Raw genomic sequence first — 21166 nt, 5'->3', positions numbered from 1 at the left:
GGGTGGAGCTGGACGTGGCCGGGTCGTCCAACTCGATGCTGGTGCCGGTCGCTCCCCGCGCGGTCGCCCGCGCGGCGGCCGGAGCAACCCGCTGTTCCGCAGATTGACCGCGCCGTCGCGTCCAGTGTCAGGACGCGTCCGCGTCCAGTTTCGCGACCACCCGCTCGGAGACCTGACCCAGCGTCCGCAGCTCGGAGGGAGTGACATGGTCGAGGAACAGCGAACGCACGGCCTCCACGTGAAGCGGAGCCGCCGCCTCGATCGCCGCACGTCCCTGCTCCGTGATCACCACGAACGCACCGCGCCCGTCCTCGGCGCACTCCTCCCGTACCACCAGCCCCCGCCCGGCCATCCGCGCGATGTGATGCGACATGCGGCTCTTCTCCCACTCCAGCGCCCGGGCCAGATCCTGGTAGCGCTGCCGCCCCTCCGGCACGTCCGTCAGGTTGACCAACACCGCGAAGTCGGCAGCCGACAGGTTCGACTCCGACTGCAGCGAACGCGACAGTCGACCCGAGAGCTTCTCATGCAGCCGGACGAAACTCCGCCATGCGTGCTGCTCCTCCGACGTCAACCACCGCACGTTTTCCTCCATGGAGAAAGTGTAAACGTAGTTGATGGTTCACCGAACTTCTGGGCCTGATGCCGCTGCCCTCTCTCCCTGGGACCGCCGTCTCCACTCGGAAGCCCGTCCCGGCCGACATCGCCAGGCGCACCAGCCGTCCCCTCTGTCCTCCGGCGTGACCATGCCGCCTGCGCAGCCTCGGTACACGCATCCGGTTGCGGAACCCGTCCTAGCCCGCGCCTCGCCTGCCGCAGCTCGCACCGGTCACCGCGAGGGCTGCCCCGACAGGGGGGCAGAACCGTTGGCTGGACGGTTGCCTCCGGCAGGAGACCGAAGGGTGCCCCATAGGCAGCGTCCTCGCACCGGACACCGGCCGTTCCCGAAGATCAGCCCTCGTGGGCAAGCCACCCGGAGACGACGACACCTGTTCCCCACGTGTCAGCCGAGGGGAACAGGCGTCATGGGTGGCGGGCCGTGCCGCCGGTCAGGCCTGTGCGGGCTGCAGAGCGGCAAGCGGGGAGCGCCGGCCGTTCTCGACCGAACGCCGTAGTTCCTGGTCTGCCTTGGTCCGGGTGGTGGGCAGCTCATCGACGGCGGCGACGCGGTAGAGGGCGACGTCGACGGCCCTGGCCCGGGAGGTGCCGAAGCGGGCTCCGGTCGATCGCGGACGGGCGATGACGGCGCGGGGAGTGGTGCTGCTGGTCGCGAGGGCCGCGGTGGCGACGGTCGGGGCGTGCGGGATGTTCAGGGGCCGCGGGATGTTCAGGGACTGCGGGATGTTCAGGGACTGCGGGATGTTCAGGGGCTGCGGGGTGAAGATCGTGGTCGTCTGCGCGGTGTGGGTCGTCTTGGTCTCCTGGTCGTGGCCCGTCGCGAAAACGAACAGGCGCAGGACCAGGAAGCGGCCTATGCCGGCGAGGCCGGCGGCGGAGAGGTACACGAGCTGCTCGGTGAGCATGCTGGGGGCGGATTGGAAGGCGTGGAGGGCGAACACCGCCGCGGAGGTCGCCGCGTAGGCCGCGGCCGCCGAACCCGCGGACTGCCAGTGCCGGCGCCAGTCGGCTCGACGGCCGGTGCGGAAGGTGTAACGGGCGTGGAGCTCGGTGCCCAGGGCGGTCGAGGCGACGGTGATCAGCGCGTTCGACAGGGCCCACGGCATCACCATCGCGAGCAGCGGGACGGTCAGGCTGGCGAGGACTCCGGTGCCGCCGCCGAAGACCACGAAGCGGGTGAAGGCGGCGAGGCCGGTCCTCTGGGACGTGGTCATGGCATCTCCTGCGTCATGGGCGGGCGGTCCCGCTAAGAAGATGACACATCATCTACCTGTGACGTGTCAACTATCCCCCAGGACTGATGCGCCATCCATGAGAACTGCGTCGGCTCTCCCCGAGGGAACAGCACGCCCGGCGCACCTTCGTCAGCGTCCACCACCAGGCGCGGCGCTTTCCAACAGCGTGGCGGGAGACCTGCACGGCAACACGAACCTGTCCGACGCCGACTGATCCCCGATCACCGAGGACGCGGCCCTCGGTCTGGGTGACGGCGAGGGCCGCACCGACCGGGGTTTCCCCTCGCGTGGCGCTCGTCTCTGCAGCCCACCTGTCCGCACAGAACATGACCTCAGCCCCTCCGTGCCCCACTGCCCCGTTACCACCGCGCGCCGGATGACCTCACCCGTCTTGATCGGGGGCCATGACCAAGCCCTGAACCAGGGGACTTCAGGCGCGCCGTGTCGATGGCACATGCCAATTGGCGCGTGTCGGCGACCTATGCGAAGTTGGAAGTGCCGCTCAGCCGGACACGACAGACTGCTGCCGCGTCTCAACGACCCCGCCTACGAGGGTCGAGGACGGGAAGGGCTCGTGCTCCGCAGAACGGCCCGCTGACGCCCGCGCACCGCCTCGGAGATCCCGGGGCTCAACCGCACCTGCTCGGCGAGGGCTCGGCGCGCACTGGTGCGCGTGCCGGGCGACATCCATCCGTGTGACGTGCCGCCCCGATGTCCAGGGTGCCTGAAAGGTGCCCGCGGCGCCGGAAGCCCTCCTGGGCGCGGTGCGCCTACTCCGGTGGTGGTGCACGTCGGTCCAGGCCGTCCGTCAGACGCGGTCGGGGCGCAGCGGTGTGCCCGCATCGGGCGAGGGAGTGACGTAATGGCCGGTGCCATCGAGGACTACGCCTTCATCGGTGATCTGCACTCCGGTGCGCTGGTGGGCCGCGACGGGTCGATCGACTGGCTGTGTCTGCCCCGGTTCGACTCGCCGGCGTGCTTCGCCGCGCTGTTGCACGACGACAGTGCCGGCCGGTGGCTGCTGGCGCCGGCGGGCGCCGGGCCGGCGACGCGCCGCCGCTACCGGGAGGACACCCTGATCCTGGAGAGCGAGTGGCACACCGCTGAAGGCAGTGTCCGCGTCGTGGACTGCATGCCCCTGCGCGGAGAGGCCGCGGACATCGTGCGCATCGTGGAGGGCCTGAGCGGACGCGTCACGATGCGGATGGACCTCCGGCTGCGCCCCGACTACGGGCGCATCATCCCGTGGGTGACCCACACCGCGGGCGGGTTGCGCGCCGTGGCCGGCCCCGATGCCTTCTGGCTGCACACGCCGGTGAAGGTCTACGGAGAGAACATGTCGACGCGGGCGGAGTTCACCGTCGAGGCCGGCCAACAGGTGCCGTTCGTCCTCACCCACAAGCCCTCGCACCTGGCCACCCGCCCCAAGCCCGTCGACGCCGGGCCGGCGGTGGCGGACACCGAGCGGTTCTGGCGTAGCTGGATGAGCCGCTGCACCTACCAGGGAAAATGGAACGACGCGGTACGGCGCTCCCTGCTCACCCTCAAGGGCCTGACCTATCAGCCCACCGGGGGGATCCTCGCGGCCGCCACCACCGCGCTGCCCGAGCAGATCGGCGGCCCACGAAACTGGGACTACCGGTTCTGCTGGCTGCGCGATGCCACCTTCACCCTCCAGGCGCTGATCGGCACCGGTTACCTGGAGGAGGCGTCGGCCTGGCGCGAATGGCTGCTGCGTGCGGTCGCCGGGAACCCCGCCGACCTTCAGATCATGTACGGGCTGGACGGGACCTGGCGGCTGCCCGAGTACGAACTGGACTGGCTGAACGGATACGAGAACTCACGCCCTGTCCTGGTCGGCAACGCGGCCGCCGGACAGTTCCAGCTGGATGTGTGGGGCGAGGTCCTGGAATGCTTCTACGTGGCCCGCGAGGCGGGGCTGCCCGCCAACGACGCCGCGTGGAACGTCCAGACGGCTCTGCTGGACTTCCTGGAGGGCAACTGGCGTGAGCCGGACGCCAGCCTGTGGGAGGTCCGCGGCGACTCACGCCACTTCGTGCACTCCAAGGTGATGGCGTGGACCGGCCTGGACCGGGCCGTGCGTTCGGTACTGCACCACGGCCGCTGGGGTCCGCTGGACCGCTGGGAGGACCTCCGCGACCGCCTGCACGCCGAGATCTGCGCCGAGGGCTACGACGCCGAACGCAACACGTTCACCCAGTTCTACGGATCGAAGGGCGTGGACGCGGCCCTGCTTCTGCTGCCCCGCGTCGGTTTCCTGCCCTGGGACGACCCGCGCGTGCGCGGCACTGTCGACACCGTCCGGCGTGAGCTGAGCGAGGACGGCTTCCTGCTGCGCTACCGGCCCGAAGCCGACGGCGGCGTGGACGGCCTGCCGGGCTCCGAGGCGACCTTCCTGGTCTGCACCTTCTGGCTGGCCGACGCCCTGCACGGCACCGGCCGCGGCCGGGAGGCGCTGGAGCTGTTCGAGCGCCTGCTGGACCTGCGCAACGACGTGGGCCTGCTCAGCGAGGAGTACGACCCGGCCACCGGCCGTCACCTCGGCAACACCCCGCAGGCGTTCAGCATGGTCGGCCTCGTCAACTCCGCGCTGTGGCTCAGCGGTTCCAGCGACATCACCTCCGTCGACGGCGGGTCCGCCCGCTCGGGCGTACGTGTCGACGCCCACGGTCGAGGCAGCGAGCCGGCCAACTGAGCCCTCCCGCCGGACCGCGGCCTCCCCGCTCCCACCCCGACCGTGAAAGGACTCCCATGACCGACAACGACGTGCTCAGCACCGAGTACGACGCCCTGATCATCGGCAGCGGCCCAGTCGGCTGCACCTTCGCCCGCAAGCTCGTCGACGCGGGACAGCACGTCCTGATGATCGACGCCGGCGCCCAGCTGTCCCGGCGCTACGGCGAACACCTGAAGAACAGCTACCTGTACCAGAAGAACATCGACCTGTTCGTCTCCGTCATCAAGGGCCACCTGCTGCCCCTGTCGACCGCGACGAACAAGGAGCCGGTCCTCACCCTGGACCCCTCGGCGTTCTCCTACGATCCCGACAAGTACGCCGGCTACTCGATGCGCAACCAGAACCCGGAGCAGAAGAAGCACCTCAACCTCCCCGCCGCCGCGGCGACATACGCGGTGGGCGGTATGGCCACGCACTGGACCTGCGCGGTGCCTCGCTTCCACGCCCAGGTCGAACGGCGCAACGGCGACGAGGAATACCCCATCGACGACAAGAAGATGGACGAGCTGTACGACGAGGCCGAGACCCTCCTCGACCGGCGCACCTCCGTCTTCGCCTCCTCCGCCCGGCACCTGCTGGTCAAGCGGCTGCTCCAGCGGTCGGGACTGGAGTTCGACGACGTCACCGAACTGCCGCTCGCGGTACGCGAACGCGTCGACGCCGAGCGGACGTCCGCCGTCGACTGGGCGGCGTCCGACACCGTCCTCGGTGACCTCGCCGAGCCGCAGCACCGGCCGTCGGCCGGCTCGTTCACCCTGCTGGCCGAACACCAGTGCCTGCGGCTGGAGATCGCCGGTGCGGGCCGGCGCCAGAAGGTCGAGTACGCCGTCGTGCGGAACCTGCGCGACCTGCGCCAGGACATCCGTCTGCGCGCCCGCACCTACATCGTGGCGTGCGGCGCCGTACCGACACCGCAACTGCTGTTCAACTCCGGCGTCACCCTGCCCGCACTCGGCCGCTACCTGACCGAGCAGCCCATGTCCTTCTGCCAGGTGGTGCTCCAGCAGGACCACATGGACGGCATCGAGGCCGTCCTGCGCGAAACCAGCGGCACCGACCAGGACGAGGACAAGCGGGCCGCGGCCGCCGCCGACCGCGTCGCCGAATACCGCGCCGCCCAGCTCAAGCGGCTCCACGGCGGCGACAAGACCGCCGACCCCGTGCCCTTCCCGCCCGCCGAGCGCGATCCGAACCTGGCGCTGCTGGTGAGCGAGCAGCGGCCCTGGCACTGCCAGATCCACCGCGACGCCTTCACCTACGGCGCGGTGCCGCCGAACGTCGACCCCCGCCTCATCGTGGACCTGCGCTGGTTCGGCATCTCCCGACCCCGCCCGGAGAACAAGCTCACCTTCTCCCGGAAGATCCGCGACACCTTCGACCTGCCGCAGCCCACCTTCCACTTCCGCCTCGACGAGGCCGAACGGAAGGCGACCGACCGCATGAACGAGCACATGCTGCGCACCGCCACCGCACTCGGCGGGTTCATGCCCGGCTCCGAACCGGTCTTCCTCACCCCCGGTCTGCCGCTGCACATCGCCGGCACCACCCGGATGGGCACCAGCGAGCTGGACAGCGTCGTCGACGAGTACTCCAAGGTGTGGAACATCGACAACCTCTACCTCGGCGGCAACGGCCTGCACCCCTTCGGCAACGCCTCCAACCCCACCCTCACCAGCGTCGCCATGGCCGTGCACGCGGCCAAGACCATCATCAGCGGCCACCCCGGCCACTGACCACGTCCGCCTCCACCAGAAACGCAGGACCGCCACATGAGGGAACACCCCGCCCCCCGCCCGGACGGCATCCACCTGGGCATCACGCCCACCTGCTGGACCAACGACGACTTCCCGCTGATCGGGCACGACATCCCGATGGAGCAGTGCCTCAGCGAGATCGCCCTCGCGGGCTTCGACGGATGCAGTATCGGCCACAACTTCACCACCGACGTCGACGCGCTCGTCGCCGCCATGCACCTGCGCGACCTCAGCGTGAGCGAACCTTGGGTCAGCACCTTCTTCACCGTGCCCGACGGCGCCGAACGCACCGCCTGCGACCTGCTGAAGGTGCTGGAGTTCCTGAAGGAGTTCAACGCCGGTGACCCACCGGTGAAGACCACCACGATCGGCGTCGCCGAGTTCGGCCACTCCGTCCACCTCCAGTCGCTGAGCCTGCGCAGCAACAAGCCCGAGTTCACCGACGAGCAGTGGGACGACCTGTGCCGCGGTCTCAACGAGATCGGGAAGATCACCGCCGGCCAGGGCTTCACCCTGGCCTACCACCCGCACATGGGCACCGGCGTGCAGACCGAACAGGACGTCGACCGGCTCATGGCGCACACCGACCCCAAACGGGTCAGCCTGCTGCTGGACACCGGCCACCTCACCTGGGCCGGCGCCGACGTCAACGGAATCATCGAACGCCACCGGGACCGCATCGCCCACGTGCACCTGAAGAACATCCGCAGCAGCGTGCGCGCCGACCGCACCCTGGCCGCCGGCAGCTTCCGCGAGTACATCGAGTCGGGCATCTTCACCGTCCCCGGCGACACCGACGGAGACATCGACTTCGACACCCTCCTCAAGGCGCTGCGCCCGGGCGACACGTACCGCGGCTGGCTGGTCGTGGAGGCCGAGCAGGACCCCCTCGGCGGACACCCGCCGCTCTACCACGCCCAGACCGCTCACGCCTACCTCACCCAGGCCCTGGGCTGACCCGCCCCACCACCGACGGAAGGCACCCCATGGCCGCTGACACCCCCCTGAACATCCGCGTCCCCCACTTCACCCGCGAGGTCGTGGCCGACCAGCTCAACGACGGCTACTGGGTCGAGGCACCGGACATCGACGGCGACACCCGGCCCGACCTGTTCGGCTACGGACTGTCCCTCGGAGAGATCTACTGGTACCGCAACCCCGGCTGGCAGCGGCAGTTGGTGGCCGACGGCTTCCACATGCCCATCGGTGCCCACTGCGCCGACATCTCCGGCAACGGCCACCCCGACATCGTCGTCTGCTACGAGCTGTACGGCTCCGGAGGCCGCATCGACGACCCGGACCTCGAAGGCGGCAAGATCGACTGGATCGAGAACACCGGCAAGTCGGACGCCGACGTGCGCTGGGAACGTCACTACGTCGGCCGCGAGACGGGCATGCACCGCCTGCGGGTCGGTCACTTCACCCAGACCCGCAAGCCCGAGATCATGGGTGTGCCGTGCGTGGGGCCCAAGCACGTGCACGGCCTCATCCCGGTCGTGTTGTTCAGCCCCAACAACGACGTGCGCAAGCCCTGGGACAAGCGCGTCGTGGACGACAGCCACTTCCGCATGATCCACGGTGCGGAGAAGCGGCAGAACCCGCTGCCCGGCTGCGAGCACCTGGACTCCATCCTCCTCGCTTCGGAGGAGGGTGTGAACTGGCTGCACTACGACGAGCGTGAGGGCCGGTTCACCACCACCCACATCGGTTCCGGTGAACACTCCCAGTACGAGCAGACCGGCTTCAAAGGCAGCGGCGACGTGGGTGCCGGCCGGATCGGTGACGACCCGCACGCCTATGTGGCGGCCACAGAGCCGTTCCACGGCAACACCGTCGCCGTGTACGTCAAGGAGGAACCCGGCACCGCGGTCCACGAGGCGACCTGGCGCCGCGTCGTCCTCGACGTGTTCGGAGACCCCAACGAACTCGGCGAAGGCCCCGGCCACCAGATCGTCTGCGCGGACTTCGACAACGACGGCGACGACGAGTTCCTCGTCGCCCTGCGCGGACCGTGGCCCTGGCAGGGCGTCTTCTACTACAAGGCGCTCGACATCCGGGCCGGTGTCTTCGCCAAGTGGCGGGTGTCCTCCGACTCCACCGCGCGCATCGCGGTGGGGGACTTCAACGGGGACGGCCGGCTCGACTTCGCCACCATCGCCTACAAGGTCGACAAGTACTTCGTCGCCCAGGACGCGAAACTGTCCCTCTTCCGCAACGAGACGGACGTGACCGGAACCGCCTGAGACCCCGCGGCCGCACCGGACAGCCCCTGACAGGCAGGGGCTGTCCGGTGCGGGCCGACCGTGCGTCAGTCATGACGCCACCGCAGAAGGGAGCCCCGCGCGGTGACAGACGAGGACCGCACCGGTGAACCCGATGAGGGTCCGAGCCGCGCTCCGGAGACGGCACCCAACAGCCGGCCGTCCACCGGCGCCGCCGCGGCCGGACTGCGCCCACGGTGGGGCCCGCCCGCAAGGCGCCGTATCCTCGCTCTCCTCCTCCTGACCGTCGTCGCCGCGGCGGCAGCCGCCCTCCCTCAGCTCCTGCGCCCGGCCCCGGAACCCACGTACGTGGCGCTGGTCACCAGCCACACCGGCCCCGGTGCCCCACGCGGCAAGGAGATCACCCGCGGGGTCCGCTTCCATCTCGACCGGGTCAACCACACCGGAGGCGTGCACGGCCACCCGGTGCGTCTGCTGCTCTACGACGACCGGGCCGACCCGCGGGCGGCACGGCGCGCGGCCGAGCGCATCGTCCGCGACAAACGGGTCGCTCTGGTCATCGGCAACACCACCAGTCCGACAGCCATGTCGGCGGCGCCCGTCTACGCCGCGGCGCACGTCCCCTTCATCACGCCGACGGCCACGGCGGACGGCATCACCGACAGCCCCTGGTGCTTCCGCGCCACGTACACCAACTCCTACCAGGGCGGCTTCATCGCCGCGTACGCCCATGAGGTGCTCCGCGCGCGCAGCGCCACCGTGCTGCATGCCGCCACGGTCTACGGCCGATCACTCGCGGACGGCTTCGGCCAGGCGTTCGCGGCCGGCGGGCGTGTCCACCGGTCCGTGGCCCTCGACGGTGTCGTCGGACCCCGTCTCGCCGGACAGCTGGCGCAGGCGCTGAAGGCCGTGCGCCAGGACGAGGACAAGGGGCCGGTGATCCTGGCGATGCCCGAGGACCCAGCGCTCACCACCCTGGCGTACCTGCGCTCGCACGGCGTGACCAACCCCGTCATCGGCGGCGACGACCTGTCCAACGACCGTTTCGCCTCCGCACTGGCCGGCTCGTCCCAGGAACGGGCGAAGCCCGGCTCGATGACCGGCCGTTTCTACACCGCCTCCCCGCAACTGGCCGACAGTCTCACCGGCGAGGGACTGACGTGGGCAGCCGCCTACCGGGACCGCTACGGCGCTCTTCCCTCCTGGAAGGCCATGTCCGGGCAGACAGCCGCCGTCCTCGCCGTGCACGCCCTGCGCGCCGCCAAGGCACCCCACGGCCGCGTCACGCCCCGCCAGCACACGGCCGTCCGCGACGCCTTGGCCGCGCTGAACACCCCGGCGCGCAGCATCCCGGGCCTGTACGGGCGGATCCACTTCGACGCCACGCGCTCCCTGCACCAGCCGGTCACTCTGGGCGTGGTGCAGGACGGCAGCGTCGTCTCAGCGCCCGCCCAGCTGACCGAGTACAGGCCCGCGCAGGGGCTGGACGTCGACGAGGAACTGGCCGCCGGGCACGCCGTGCGCTACCGGGACAAGGTGCTCGCCCGCCAGCAGGTCGTCCACACCGGGATCAATGTCAACCGGATCAGCGCCCTCGACACCCGTGAGGGCACCTTCAAGGCGGACTTCTTCCTCTGGCTGCGCTACACCGGCAGCGAGGACGCCGCAGCCGTCGACTTCGCCAACCTCGCCGACGACAGCTTCAAGCTTCCCGCCCCTGTCCGCCAGTCCGTCAAAGACGGCGTCACATACCGCCTCTACCAGATCGTCACCACCTTCAGCGCGCAACTCGACTTCCACCGCTTTCCGTTCGACCGGCAGCACCTCAAGATCGTCGTTCAGAACCGGACAGATCCCTCGTCACGTGTCGTCTACGTCGTCGACCGCCCGCTCATCACGCAGGACCGCGCGGAGGCGCTGCGCAGCGGACGGGACGTGAGGCAGTCCATCGACGGCCTGCCGAACTGGGCGGTGCACGATCTCGCCCTGTACACGGCGGCCGTCGGCTCCACCGCCCGCCTCGGCGACCCCGACCTCTCCCACGGGCAGACCGGTGTCCACTTCGCCCAGTACGTCGCCGACGTCACCGTGTCCCGCAGCGCCGGCCCGTTCCTGGTGAAGAACCTCCTGCCGCTGCTGCTCAGCGTCGCCGTCACCTACGCCACGCTCTTCTTCCCGCGCGACCCCCGTTACACCAGCACCCGCGTCTCCCTGGAGGTGACCGCCATGCTCAGCGCGGCCGTCCTGCTCACCAACGTGACCGGGTCCCTGCCGGACATCGGCTACTCGGTGGCCCTGGAATGGGCCTACTACGCCTTCATGTTCCTGGTGGGCACCTGCGTGTTCATCTCCCTGGCCGGAGCCTGGCTCAACGAGCACGACAACGTCCGGGCCTGGAACCGGCTCGCGCACGTCTCCCGCGTCTACTACCCGCTGTTCTGCCTGGCGGTACTGCTCGCCTACGTCCTCCACTTCGGCTGAACCACTCTCCGGGACCGCGCCGTGACAACTGCCGAACCCGACTTCCCCACGAAGCGGCACCTGCGCCGGGCCGCGAGGACCGTCGACGTCCTCGCCTTCGCCACAGCCGTACTGTTCGCCGTCGCCCTGTTCGTGGCCCTGCGCCATCCTGACGGGCTGGACCTGCGCCATCCCAGCACGCGTCTCGGCCTCGTCACGGCCCTCGGGCTGCTGCTGGTCCTGCTCGGCGGCCTGGCCGTCATCCGCCGGCTGCCCACCCACCGGTTGTGGCTGGCCAGCGCGTGGACCAGTGCCGTTCTGCTGACCGGCACCGCGACCGTCTGGCACATCCAGGTCTCCGACACCTCCCACACCCTGACCCGGGGCACCATCGTCACCAGTCCCCGCTCGGCCCAGGCGTATCTGGCCCGCCACATGCCCGCCGGTGCTCCCGTTCTCGCGGTTCCCACCGGGGTGTTCATCCAGGCACTGCGCTTCACCGACGCCTACGACGTCGAGGTGAGCGGGTACCTCTGGCAGCGCTACGCCGATTCGCTCCCCGCCGACCTGGAGCGCGGGGTGGTACTGCCGGAGGCGGACGAGTCCTACGAGCCGGAGAAGGTGTACGACTTCCGCCGCGACGGCGAGCAGATCGTCGGCTGGTACTTCCACGTCACCTTGCGTCAGATCTTCGACTACCGCACGTATCCCCTCGACGAGCAGGACGTATGGCTGCGTCTGTGGCATCCCGACTTCCGGCAGCGCGCGGTGCTCGTGCCCGACCTCGCGGCCTACCCGCCCTGGCGCCCTCAGGCCGCCTACGGCCTCGACTCCGGCTTCGTTCCCGGCAACTGGGACGTCAAGGCGACGGCCTTCAGCTACGACACCCCGCCCTATTCGGCCAACTTCGGACAGGGCCGGCAGTACCGGAAGGAAGCCTTTCCCGAGCTGTACTTCAACATGCACATGGCGCGGGAGTTCGTCTCACCACTGTTCGGCAGGATCATCCCGCTGGCCTTCATCGCGATCCTCGTGTTCGCCTCTCTCTTCGTCACCACGAAGAACACCCGGCGCTTCCCTCTGGCCGGGTTCGACGGGCTGACCGTCGTCGAACTCGCGGCCGCGCTGCTGCTGGTCCTGACGGTCGACCACAACACGACGCGGCAGGAAACCGGTTCGCACGGCATCGCGTACATCGACTACCTCTACTTCTGCCTCTACTTCATGATCATCGCCGTGGTGTGGAACTCCCTCCTGCTGTCCCGCGGCCCACGCCTCGCGCTGGTCGAATGGCGGGACAACCTGGCACCCAAGCTTCTGTACTGGCCGACGCTCGCCTTCCTCGCGTTCGCCGTCACCGCTCTCATGTTCCTGCTGTGAGGCATCAGGTGCCGGCGTCACACGAACGGCCCGCCCGCGGTCGCGGGACAGCAGCCGGCGTGCAACGGTGGATCTCCCGGCCACAGGGCACAGGCGCCGAGCCCCGCGCGGAGAACCGCGCCGGTCGCACTCGCCCGGACGCCCGCTGGACACAAGGACGAACCGGTCATGAACCACGCCCTGGACTTTCCCGCCTGGCTGCGGGCGACACACTTCCTGAACTTCCTGTTCCTCACGCTCCTCATGCGCAGCGGTCTGCAGATCCTCAGCGCCTCGCCGCGGTTGTACCTCAACGACGACTGCCGTCCCGGCAGCGAGGTGCTGAAGTTCAGCCGCCGCGAGCTGCCCGAGGGCAAACTGTGGACGGCGTCGGACCTGGAGGAGACCTGGTCCCCCGTCATCGCTCTGCCGGGGCGGCCACACGGTCTGGGCCTGGGCCGGCACTGGCACTTCGCAGCGGTGCTGGGCTGGATCCTCACCGGAGCCGTCTACCTCGTCCTGCTCTTCGTCTCCGACGAGTGGCGCCGCCTGGTGCCCACCAGTTGGGAGATCGTCCCCGACGCGCTGCGGGCGCTGGGCGGTTACCTCACCGCGGATCCCCCGGCCGAGGGCGGCTCGTACAACGCGCTCCAGCAGCTGAGCTACTTCGCGATCGTCTTCATCGTCGCCCCACTGCAGATCGCCACCGGCGCGGCGATGTCACCGGCGGTCGACGCGCGGTTCCCGCGCTACGTGTGGGCACTGGGCGGACGGCAACGCGCCCGGTTCCTGCACTTCGTCCTGCTCGCCGTCTTCACCGTGTTCCTGGTGGTGCACGTAGCGGTCGTCGCGGCACACGGGCTGGGCCAGGAGATGGCCAAGATCGTGCTCGGCTCCGTCACCGCCAACCACACCCTGGCCCTGGTCCTGGCCGGCCTCGGCCTGCTGGCCGTCATCGCGGTCAACATCCTGGCCACCGTCGTCTCAGCGCGCCGGCCCCAGGAGACGCGCCGTGTCCTCGGAACACTGATCGCTCCTGTGGAGCACGGCATGACCCGCGCCATGCCGCCTGCGCCGCACGAGCGCACCGGCACGCCGGTCTCCGCATATCACTGGATCAACGGCCGTCCGCCGACCGACGGCGCCTACCGGCGCTCGTTCGAGGACGGCTTCACCGACTGGCGGCTGCGCGTCGAGGGCCTGGTGGCCGCACCCCATGCGTTCAGCCTGGAGGAGCTGCGGGCGATGCCCGAGGTGCGGCGCCGCAGCCTGCACCACTGCATCCAGGGCTGGTCCTCCATCGCGGACTGGCGCGGCGTGCCGATCACGGAGGTACTGCAGCGCTGCCGGCCGCTGCCGGAGGCCCGGTTCGCGGTCTTCTGGGGCATGGACGACAAGGCCCAAACCGAATCATGGGGAGAGGGCCTCTTCTACGAGGCGGTACGGCTGGACCTCCTGGCCGCCTCCGGCGCGTTCCTGGCGTACGAGATGAACGGGGCGCCACTCCCCGTCGAGTACGGTGCTCCCCTGCGGCTGCGCCTGGAGAACCAGCTCGGGTTCAAGATGGTGAAGTGGCTGGCCCGCATCGACATCGTCGCCGACGTGTCCCAGATGGGCGGCGGCAACGGCGGCTGGCGGGAGGACAACCAGCACTTCGAGAACATCGTCGCCATCTGAGCGCCACCCCGGCCGGCCCGGAGCGGAGCGGCCCTCGCTCAGGCATCGAGGGTGATGACGGTCTTGACGTCACCGGGCCGGCTCGTGAAGGCGTCGGCGAAGCGATCCAGTGGCACCCGACGGGTGATGAGCCGGTCGAGCCAGGCGGTGCCGGCCTTCCCCAGCGCCTCGGCTGCCTGCCGACAGTGGCGCAAGTCGGCGTTGACAGAGCCCACGGCCACGTCGTTCTCCAACACCAGGTCCCGGTTGACCGTGCCGGCGTCCGGCAAACCGATCGGACCGGCACCCGTCACCAGGACCCGCTGCGGTGCGAACCAGGACCGGGCACCGATCCGTTCCACCTGCTCCCCCGCCTTGGCGACCACGGTCGTCGGCTCCATCAGCGTTCCGACGCCCGCCGGGCGGGGACTGAGGGAGACCGCGTACGCGGCCTCGACACACCACCGCTGGGCGGCGTACCCGTCGATCTCCTTGATGCCGCGCTCCCTGTAGCTGGTGGAGGGTACCGCCGTGGGAGTGTGCGGGACGGACGAGGAGATCGCCGCCGGTGAGTACGGCTGGGCTCCGCCGGGCCGGGAACGGCCCGTGCTGGGGCACGAGTCGTTGGGACGGGTGGTCCGCGCCCCCCAGGGCGGTGGCTTCGCACCGGGTGACCTCGTGGTGGGAGTGGTCCGCCGTCCCGATCCGGAGCCTTGCGGCGCTTGCGGTCGGGGCGCATGCGATATGTGTCGCAACGGTCCTCTACCGGATGCAGCTCTCTGCGTCCGCCCCGGACCAACCGGTATATGGCGCGCGACGCGCGCAGCTGTGGCGCGGCGCCGCACCGGACCGCACCGGCCCGCCCCGCACCGGCCCGCCGGCACCACCCCGCCGGCACCGGCCCGCCCCAATTGACCGCTCAGCGATGGCGCTTGCCTGCTGCGGCCTTGTACATCGCCGACGAGGTCCTCTCCGCACGTACCTCGGTCGGGCCCTGTTTCGCACGGTTGTCGGATGACGCCCCTCGGGCGGCCGTCGGATGACACCATGTCGATATGACCACCGAGCCGGCGTCCCGCGCTGCACGAGCCGCGATCTTCGCGGCCGTCTGCGTGGTGACGGCGGCTCTCGGCCATGCCTGGTCATCCGGCTCCTCGCCGCCCTGGTTCGTCCTGGGGAGCGCTTTCACCGGCACGGTGTCGGCTGCGTGGTGGATCGCCGGGCGCGAACGCGGACCCCTGGTCGTGACAGGGTCCACGGTCGTGGCCCAGTTCGGCCTGCACTCCCTGTTCGATCTGCTGCGGCCGTCTCCGACGGCCTCCATGGCCGGCATGGAGCACGTCGAGCTCATGAAGCGCATGAATCATGAGCAGCTCACGGAGCACATGGCCTCCACGGGCATGAAGCCCATGGACATGAGTTCCATGGACATGATGGCGCCCGGCGTTCACAGCTCCACCCTCATGATCGCCGCCCACACGCTCGCCGCCCTCGTGTGCGGCCTGTGGCTGTGGCGCGGCGAATCGGCGGCGTTCCGGTTGGGCCGCTCGCTCGCTGCCGCGATGTTCGTCCCTCTGCGGCTGGCTCTGCGGATCACGGGGTCAGCGCCCCCGCCGCAGTTGCCCGAAGCTCCGGTGATCGCAGACCCCGCATCCAGGCTGCATGCGGCGCTCCTGCAACACGTCGTCTCGCGCAGGGGTCCTCCCGGCTACGTGGCCTGCTGCTGACCGTCCGTCCCTGACAGACAGACGGAGTACCGGCGTGCCCACCCGCCACACGCCCCCGTGAGGCGGCACCTCACTGCACGCCGGCCATTGGCCCACGGCGTTCCGGCGCGCCCACCGACCGTGGACGCGGCGCGCCTTGGAGTGCCCCCACGCTGCCGGGCCGCGCCCCGCCCTGCCTGGTGCGCGCTCGCAGCATCCGGAAGGACCCTCTGCGATGATCCCTGCCCTTGCCGGCTCTGCTCCGGGACCATTCGGTCCGGGGAACGACGAAGAAGTGACCGATTGGGCGCTGGCCGCCAGGAACGGAGACCCGATGGCTGTCGAGCGCTTCGTCCAGGCGACGTACAGCGATGTCTGGCGGTTCGTGGCACACCTCAGCGGCGACACGCACGGCGCCGATGACCTTGCCCAGGACGCCTTCCTGCGGGCCTTGCACAACCTGCCGCAGTTCGCCGGTCGCTCGGGCGTGCGCACCTGGCTCATGTCGATCGCCCGCAGGTCGGTCATCGACCGCTACCGGTATGCCTCCGCCCGCCCCCAGATCGCCGAAACCGCCGACTGGCGCACCGCGGCCGAAAGCGCACAGCCATCCGGTCTGCCGGGCTTCGAGGAGGGCGTGGCCCTGCTCGATCTGCTCGATGGCCTGGACGTCCATCGCCGGGAGGCGTTCGTGCTCACCCAGCTCCTCGGGCTGTCCTATGCCGATGCCGCCTCGGCTGCGGGCTGCCCGGTCGGCACCATCCGTTCCCGGGTGGCGCGGGCCCGCGAGGACTTAAGCGTTTCGCTGTGGGCTGCGGAGGCGTGTGGCGAGCCAGAACATTAATGGCCGGAATTGCATCCTCCCTCCTTGGGGGTCGTGGCGCGGAGGCGTCTGGTTCCCGGCCCCTGTCGAGAATCGGAAGCACTTGAAGCACGAGGAGTGCGCCGGGGTATGTTTTGCTCCACCCGCGCCCCCACAGCCACACCAGCAAGCGATTTCCGTCCGGACAGCCGGGGTACGCCTCTTGCTGTCCGGGCGGAGACTTCGGACCTGAACCTCGGAATCCTGGAGATACCCGTGACACCGGAGATAGAGAACGCCTTCGCCGCGATCAGGGAAATGTACGGATCGGAATCGATCGTGCGCGTCGAGGAGATGCTGGCAGCGAACAACCAAAACCGGCATCCCCTCCAGAAGGGCGCCAAGTGGATCATGCCGGGAATTTCTCAGCAGCCGTGGCACGATCCGTACGGGCATCCGGAACTCAGCCCGGTGGTGCACGCGCTGGAAGCGAACCACGCCTCGATCAAGGCTGAGCTGGAAACCGCGTGGACCGCTCGCCGGAACGCCTTTTCGGACTACGAGCACTACCTCACACGCCAACAGGACTGGCAGGCCCTTTACTTATTCCGCAAAGGCTCCCTGGTCGAGGAGTCGGCCGACACCGCTCCCACCGCGTTCAAGGTGCTCAGGGAACACGCCGTCGACACGGGGAAACTCTGCCCTCTCCTGGAGTGCCACTTCTCGACCCTCCTCCCCGGCGCGGCGATCGCTCCGCACTGCGACCTGTGGAACTTCAGCATCAACCTGCACCTTGCCGTCGACATCCCGGAAGGGTGCGGCATCACCGTCGCGGGTGAGACCCGTACCTGGGAGGAGGGCAAGTGCCTGCTGTTCGACTACTCCTTCGAGCATGAGGCATGGAACCGCGGGGTGCGCCCGCGTACCTGCCTGCTCGTCGACCTCTGGCACCCGGACACGACCGTCCCCGAGCGGGCGGCTCTCGTCGCGCTCATCAGCGAGATCCGCAAGCTGATGGGCGAGGGCTGAGCGGACACCGACGTCAGTACAGCGGGCCCGGGCGTACCGTCACGGCGGTGACCTGCACCTGGCCGGAGTTTCGGAACCACAGATCGAAGCGCACCTTTTCGCCGAGTTCCAGCGTCGGCGGATCAAGGACCATCACCTTGATGGTGGACGGGTCCATGCGCAGGCTGCCGCCGGCCGGAACGGTGACGGGGCCGATGGGCTTCGCACGGTTTTCGCCGTTCTCCGTGACCGTACGGGCAAGCACCGTGACCCCGAGGTCCAGGGACGAGACGGACTCCAAGGTGTCCGTCTCGCCACCGGTGTTACGGATGGAGAAGAACGCCGCGGCGTTGGCCGCGTCGGTCGGCTGGAAGACCCGGCCACCGCTGACCCTGATGGCCGCCGGTGGTTCGCCGGCCGCCCCGCTCGCCGTGTAGGCGCAGAGCAGCAACAGAACGGCCGCGCACGCACCCGTCGGCACCAGAGCGGCACGCACGCCACCTGCTGTGGCCAGGCGGCGCCACAGGGGGAGCGGGTGGTCAGCCGACGCTGCTGGCACTGAGGTCATCGGAATCCTTCCGGGAGGGAGTGCCGCCCGCGCTCCGCGTGGCGTCGGAGTACGGCGGAGCGGGCTGATATGCCCGCAGTCGCAGGCTGTTGGCGACGACGAGAACGGAGCTGGCGGACATCGCCACCGCCGCGAACATCGGGTTGAGCCAGCCGGTGGCCGCCAGCGGGACGGTGACCACGTTGTAGCCGAAGGCCCAGACGAGGTTGGCCCTGATCGTGGTCAGGGTTCTGCGGGTGAGCCGTACCGCCTCCACGACGGCCTGCATGTCCTCCCGTACGAGGGTGATGTCGGCCGCGCCGATCGCCGCGTCGGTTCCGCTGCCCATGGCGATGCCCAGGTCGGCCGAGGCGAGGGCGGCGGCGTCGTTGACCCCGTCGCCGATGACGGCCACGCGCCGTCCGTCGGCCCGCAGCTTCGCGACGATGTCCGCCTTGCCCTCCGGGGTGACTCCCGCGTGCACCTCGTCGATGCCCACCTGCTCGGCCACGGCACGGGCGGCTGCCGGACCGTCGCCGGTCACCATGATCGGCTCGATGCCGAGGACCTGCAGCCGGCACACGGCATCCTCGCTGGAGGGCCGCAGGCTGTCACCGACAGCCAGGACGGCTACGGGGCTGCCGTCCGCCTCGACCACCACCGCGGTCCGCGCGGCGGCTTCGGCGCGCTCCAGCGCCTGCCGCAGGATGTCCGGCAGCACGGTGCCCGGCCGCGGGCGTCCGACGAAGACCTCGCGGCCGTCGACCCGGCCGTGCACCCCGGACCCGGTCACGGCCCGGAACCCGCCCACGGGAGGCAGCGGATCCCCGTCCGAGGCACGGCGCGCGGCGGCCACGACGGCCCGGCCGATGGGGTGTTCGGAGCCGTACTCGACCGCTCCGGCCAGCCGCAGAACCCGCGCCGCGTCTTCGCCGGGAGTACTCACGGTCGTCTCGACGAGTGTCATACGTCCGGTGGTGAGAGTGCCGGTCTTGTCGAAGACCACGGTGTCGACACGTTGCAGCCGCTCCAGCGCCTCCGGGCCCCGGATGAGCACGCCGAGCTGAGCACCTCGCCCGGTGGCCGCCAGGAACGCGGTCGGTGTGGCCAGGCCGAGCGCGCAGGGGCAGGCGACGACGAGTACGGCCACTGCTGCGGTGACGGCCGACTCGCCGTCCGCCCCGGCCCCGAGCCAGAAGCCGAGCACCGTGCACGCGACGGCCACGATGGCGGGCACGAAGACACTCGCGACGGAGTCGGCGAGCCGCTGGATGCGGGCCTTGCCGGCCTGCGCGTCGGTCACCAGCCGGGTGATCCGGGCAAGCTGGGTGTCGGCACCGACCGCGGTGGCGCGGACCACGAGCAGCCCGCCGACGTTGACGGCGGCACCCACCACGGCGGATCCCGGGCCCACCTCCACAGGGGCGCTCTCGCCGGTGACCAGGGACAGGTCCAGGGCCGAGCTGCCTTCGGTCACGACTCCGTCCGTGGCCACCTTCTCGCCCGGCCGCACCACGAACTCCTGCTCCACCCGGAGTTCTGAGACAGGGACCCGGCGGTTACTGTCGCCCTCTCTCAACTCGACGTCCTTGACCCCGAGTTCGGCGAGCGCGCGGAGCGCCGAACCCGTGCCGCGCTTGGCCTTCGCCTCCAGGTACCGCCCGGCGAGGACGAAGAGCGGCACGCTCACCGCCGCTTCCAGGTACAGATGCGCGCCACCGGCCTCGGCGCCGGGCAGCAGACTGAACGGCATGCGCATACCCGGTTCCCCGGCGCCCCCGAAGTACAGCGCGTAAGCGGACCACAGGAAGGACGCGACCACGCCGAGGGAGACCAGGGTGTCCATGGTCGCGGCGGCGTGGCGCAATCCCTTGAGCGCCCGCTGGTGGAACGGCCACGCGCCCCAGGTCGCGACCGTCGCGGTGAGGCTGAAGCAGAGCCACTGCCAGTAGTCGAACTGCAGGGCGGGGACCATGGACAGCACGAGTACGGGCACCGACAGCAGCGTGGTGATCCACAGTCGGTCCCGCTCTCTGACGTCGGCAGCGCTCTCCGGCCGCTCGGCCGATGTCCCTTGGTCCTCCGGGGCGGCGGCGGGTGGCGGCAGCTCGGCGGTGTAGCCGGCGCTCTCGACGGTGGAGATCAGCTCCTGCGAGGTCACCGCGAGGGGATGGGAGATCCGGGCCCGTCCTGTGGCCAGGTTGACCGTTGCCGTCACGCCCTCGACGCGCCCCAGCTTCTTCTCCACCCGGCCCACGCAGGCGGCACAGGTCATCCCGCCGACCAGGAGATCGGTGGTCGTGAGGGAGCCGTTCGCCGCCGGACGGTGGTCGGCGGATGTCATCGTCCCTCCTTCACGGGGCGCTCCACGGCTCCTTTGCCATGCATGTCCGACATCCCTGGCTCACCGCTGTCTCCGGGATTCTCCACGGTCCGGTGCATGCCCGGGGCCACGGGGCCCGCGAGGCGCCCGACGGCATACGAAAGAGACGTCAGCGAGAGCATGAGGATGATGAACCCCAGCAGAGCGGCAGGCACGGCGAAACGGAGTTTAAGGTGAACGGCTGGCGGCATCGGAGCCTCTCCATGTAGGGCCGGGAACTTCTCAAGTCCCATACCGTACGGGGGTATGCGGACCAAATCGGCCCCAGGGAGATGTGACGAAAAAAATGGGCGGCTCCCGGAACCAGGGAGGCTTTCCGTCCGACTACCGGAAAAGGCCCTTTCCCATTCACGCGGAACCGCTGGCCGTGTGACCCCGTCAACTCTTTTATAACGCAGCGTCAGTTTGATTGAAACAGCAGTCGAACTGGTCATCCGCTCAACCTCCATCCACCGCTCGCATGGCCGGAAGACGCGGGTTTATCTGAGCTGCGGCCACGGCATGCCACACAGGCATGTCACCGTCGGGAATGACTTTCGAGCCGCCCCGGCTCCACGGAACCCCTCCCCCACCTGCGATCTCTGCCCGCGAGATCGGGAAGGGCCCGCTCCCGACGGCCGATTCCCCGCGACCCCCTTCGTACGCACGAGCGAGTCCA

General features: G+C 69.8%; 16 protein-coding genes. 11 read left to right on the top strand and 5 right to left on the bottom strand.

Features of this window, described 5'->3' with window-relative positions; all coding sequences use genetic code 11:
- Positions 1 to 127: 127 nt before the first annotated feature.
- Both ACWD0J_RS17875 and ACWD0J_RS17870 read right to left on the bottom strand, forming a co-directional pair.
- Entirely contained in the window at positions 128 to 595 is a 468-nt protein-coding gene (locus ACWD0J_RS17875) for a MarR family winged helix-turn-helix transcriptional regulator (protein WP_451496754.1), read from the bottom strand.
- 454 nt (positions 596 to 1049) lie between these two features.
- Complete coding sequence (locus tag ACWD0J_RS17870) at positions 1050 to 1832, bottom strand: GtrA family protein (RefSeq protein WP_451496753.1); 783 nt, start codon at positions 1830 to 1832, stop codon at positions 1050 to 1052.
- An 883-nt stretch (positions 1833 to 2715) separates the two neighbouring features.
- Here ACWD0J_RS17870 and ACWD0J_RS17865 point away from each other — a divergent pair.
- The 7 genes from ACWD0J_RS17865 to ACWD0J_RS17835 all read left to right on the top strand — a co-directional run bounded on the left by ACWD0J_RS17865 (position 2716) and on the right by ACWD0J_RS17835 (position 14083).
- Positions 2716 to 4569, top strand: a complete 1854-nt coding sequence (locus tag ACWD0J_RS17865; protein ID WP_451496752.1) for a glycoside hydrolase family 15 protein — start codon at positions 2716 to 2718, stop codon at positions 4567 to 4569.
- Between the two features lie 56 nt (positions 4570 to 4625).
- Positions 4626 to 6344, top strand: coding sequence for a pyranose oxidase (locus tag ACWD0J_RS17860; RefSeq protein ID WP_451496751.1), 1719 nt, complete (start codon positions 4626 to 4628; stop codon positions 6342 to 6344).
- Positions 6345 to 6380: 36 nt separating this feature from the next.
- Positions 6381 to 7322 carry a myo-inosose-2 dehydratase gene (iolE, locus tag ACWD0J_RS17855; protein WP_451496750.1) on the top strand — a complete coding sequence of 314 codons (942 nt, stop codon included), beginning with the start codon at positions 6381 to 6383 and terminating at the stop codon, positions 7320 to 7322.
- A gap of 29 nt (positions 7323 to 7351) precedes the next feature.
- The gene (locus tag ACWD0J_RS17850; protein ID WP_451496749.1) at positions 7352 to 8608 is read left to right on the top strand and encodes an FG-GAP repeat domain-containing protein; all 1257 of its coding nucleotides are present in this window, start codon (positions 7352 to 7354) and stop codon (positions 8606 to 8608) included.
- A gap of 102 nt (positions 8609 to 8710) precedes the next feature.
- The gene (locus ACWD0J_RS17845; protein ID WP_451496748.1) at positions 8711 to 11068 is read left to right on the top strand and encodes an ABC transporter substrate-binding protein; all 2358 of its coding nucleotides are present in this window, start codon (positions 8711 to 8713) and stop codon (positions 11066 to 11068) included.
- 21 nt (positions 11069 to 11089) lie between these two features.
- On the top strand, positions 11090 to 12427 hold the full coding sequence (locus ACWD0J_RS17840) for a hypothetical protein (protein ID WP_451496747.1): 1338 nt from the start codon (positions 11090 to 11092) through the stop codon (positions 12425 to 12427).
- Between the two features lie 168 nt (positions 12428 to 12595).
- Positions 12596 to 14083: a molybdopterin-dependent oxidoreductase gene (locus ACWD0J_RS17835; protein ID WP_451496746.1), complete on the top strand. Its 1488-nt coding sequence runs from the start codon at positions 12596 to 12598 to the stop codon at positions 14081 to 14083.
- Between the two features lie 38 nt (positions 14084 to 14121).
- On the opposite strand, the gene ACWD0J_RS17830 is transcribed toward ACWD0J_RS17835, so the two are convergent.
- On the bottom strand, positions 14122 to 14466 hold the full coding sequence (locus tag ACWD0J_RS17830) for a hypothetical protein (RefSeq protein WP_451496759.1): 345 nt from the start codon (positions 14464 to 14466) through the stop codon (positions 14122 to 14124).
- 112 nt (positions 14467 to 14578) lie between these two features.
- Between ACWD0J_RS17830 and ACWD0J_RS17825 the strand changes: the two genes are divergently transcribed.
- From ACWD0J_RS17825 to ACWD0J_RS17810, 4 genes are all read left to right on the top strand, one after another.
- Positions 14579 to 14977, top strand: coding sequence for an alcohol dehydrogenase catalytic domain-containing protein (locus tag ACWD0J_RS17825; protein ID WP_451496758.1), 399 nt, complete (start codon positions 14579 to 14581; stop codon positions 14975 to 14977).
- Positions 14978 to 15117: 140 nt separating this feature from the next.
- Complete coding sequence (locus ACWD0J_RS17820) at positions 15118 to 15789, top strand: hypothetical protein (RefSeq protein WP_451496745.1); 672 nt, start codon at positions 15118 to 15120, stop codon at positions 15787 to 15789.
- Between the two features lie 214 nt (positions 15790 to 16003).
- Complete coding sequence (locus ACWD0J_RS17815) at positions 16004 to 16612, top strand: sigma-70 family RNA polymerase sigma factor (RefSeq protein ID WP_451496744.1); 609 nt, start codon at positions 16004 to 16006, stop codon at positions 16610 to 16612.
- Positions 16613 to 16846: 234 nt separating this feature from the next.
- A complete protein-coding gene (locus ACWD0J_RS17810; RefSeq protein ID WP_451496743.1) occupies positions 16847 to 17599 on the top strand; it encodes an aspartyl/asparaginyl beta-hydroxylase domain-containing protein in 753 nt (250 codons plus the stop codon).
- 13 nt (positions 17600 to 17612) lie between these two features.
- On the opposite strand, the gene ACWD0J_RS17805 is transcribed toward ACWD0J_RS17810, so the two are convergent.
- Both ACWD0J_RS17805 and ACWD0J_RS17800 read right to left on the bottom strand, forming a co-directional pair.
- Positions 17613 to 18074: a copper chaperone PCu(A)C gene (locus tag ACWD0J_RS17805; RefSeq protein ID WP_451496742.1), complete on the bottom strand. Its 462-nt coding sequence runs from the start codon at positions 18072 to 18074 to the stop codon at positions 17613 to 17615.
- A 43-nt stretch (positions 18075 to 18117) separates the two neighbouring features.
- On the bottom strand, positions 18118 to 20469 hold the full coding sequence (locus tag ACWD0J_RS17800) for a heavy metal translocating P-type ATPase (protein WP_451496741.1): 2352 nt from the start codon (positions 20467 to 20469) through the stop codon (positions 18118 to 18120).
- Between the last annotated feature and the right edge of the window lie 697 nt (positions 20470 to 21166).

This window comes from Streptomyces sp. NPDC003011, from assembly GCF_053591515.1.
Note: the sequence above shows the minus strand (reverse complement) of the source record. Positions and strands in the feature narration are given on the sequence as shown.

What these genes read in the sequence shown, in the direction of transcription:
- ACWD0J_RS17820 (WP_451496745.1), top strand. Translation starts at nt 15,118, where the DNA reads ATGACCACCGAGCCGGCGTCCCGCGCTGCACGAGCCGCGATCTTCGCG.
- iolE (WP_451496750.1), top strand. Translation starts at nt 6,381, where the DNA reads ATGAGGGAACACCCCGCCCCCCGCCCGGACGGCATCCACCTGGGCATC.
- ACWD0J_RS17865 (WP_451496752.1), top strand. Translation starts at nt 2,716, where the DNA reads ATGGCCGGTGCCATCGAGGACTACGCCTTCATCGGTGATCTGCACTCC.
- ACWD0J_RS17815 (WP_451496744.1), top strand. Translation starts at nt 16,004, where the DNA reads ATGATCCCTGCCCTTGCCGGCTCTGCTCCGGGACCATTCGGTCCGGGG.
- ACWD0J_RS17875 (WP_451496754.1), bottom strand. Translation starts at nt 595, where the DNA reads ATGGAGGAAAACGTGCGGTGGTTGACGTCGGAGGAGCAGCACGCATGG.
- ACWD0J_RS17835 (WP_451496746.1), top strand. Translation starts at nt 12,596, where the DNA reads ATGAACCACGCCCTGGACTTTCCCGCCTGGCTGCGGGCGACACACTTC.
- ACWD0J_RS17800 (WP_451496741.1), bottom strand. Translation starts at nt 20,469, where the DNA reads ATGACATCCGCCGACCACCGTCCGGCGGCGAACGGCTCCCTCACGACC.
- ACWD0J_RS17860 (WP_451496751.1), top strand. Translation starts at nt 4,626, where the DNA reads ATGACCGACAACGACGTGCTCAGCACCGAGTACGACGCCCTGATCATC.
- ACWD0J_RS17850 (WP_451496749.1), top strand. Translation starts at nt 7,352, where the DNA reads ATGGCCGCTGACACCCCCCTGAACATCCGCGTCCCCCACTTCACCCGC.
- ACWD0J_RS17870 (WP_451496753.1), bottom strand. Translation starts at nt 1,832, where the DNA reads ATGACCACGTCCCAGAGGACCGGCCTCGCCGCCTTCACCCGCTTCGTG.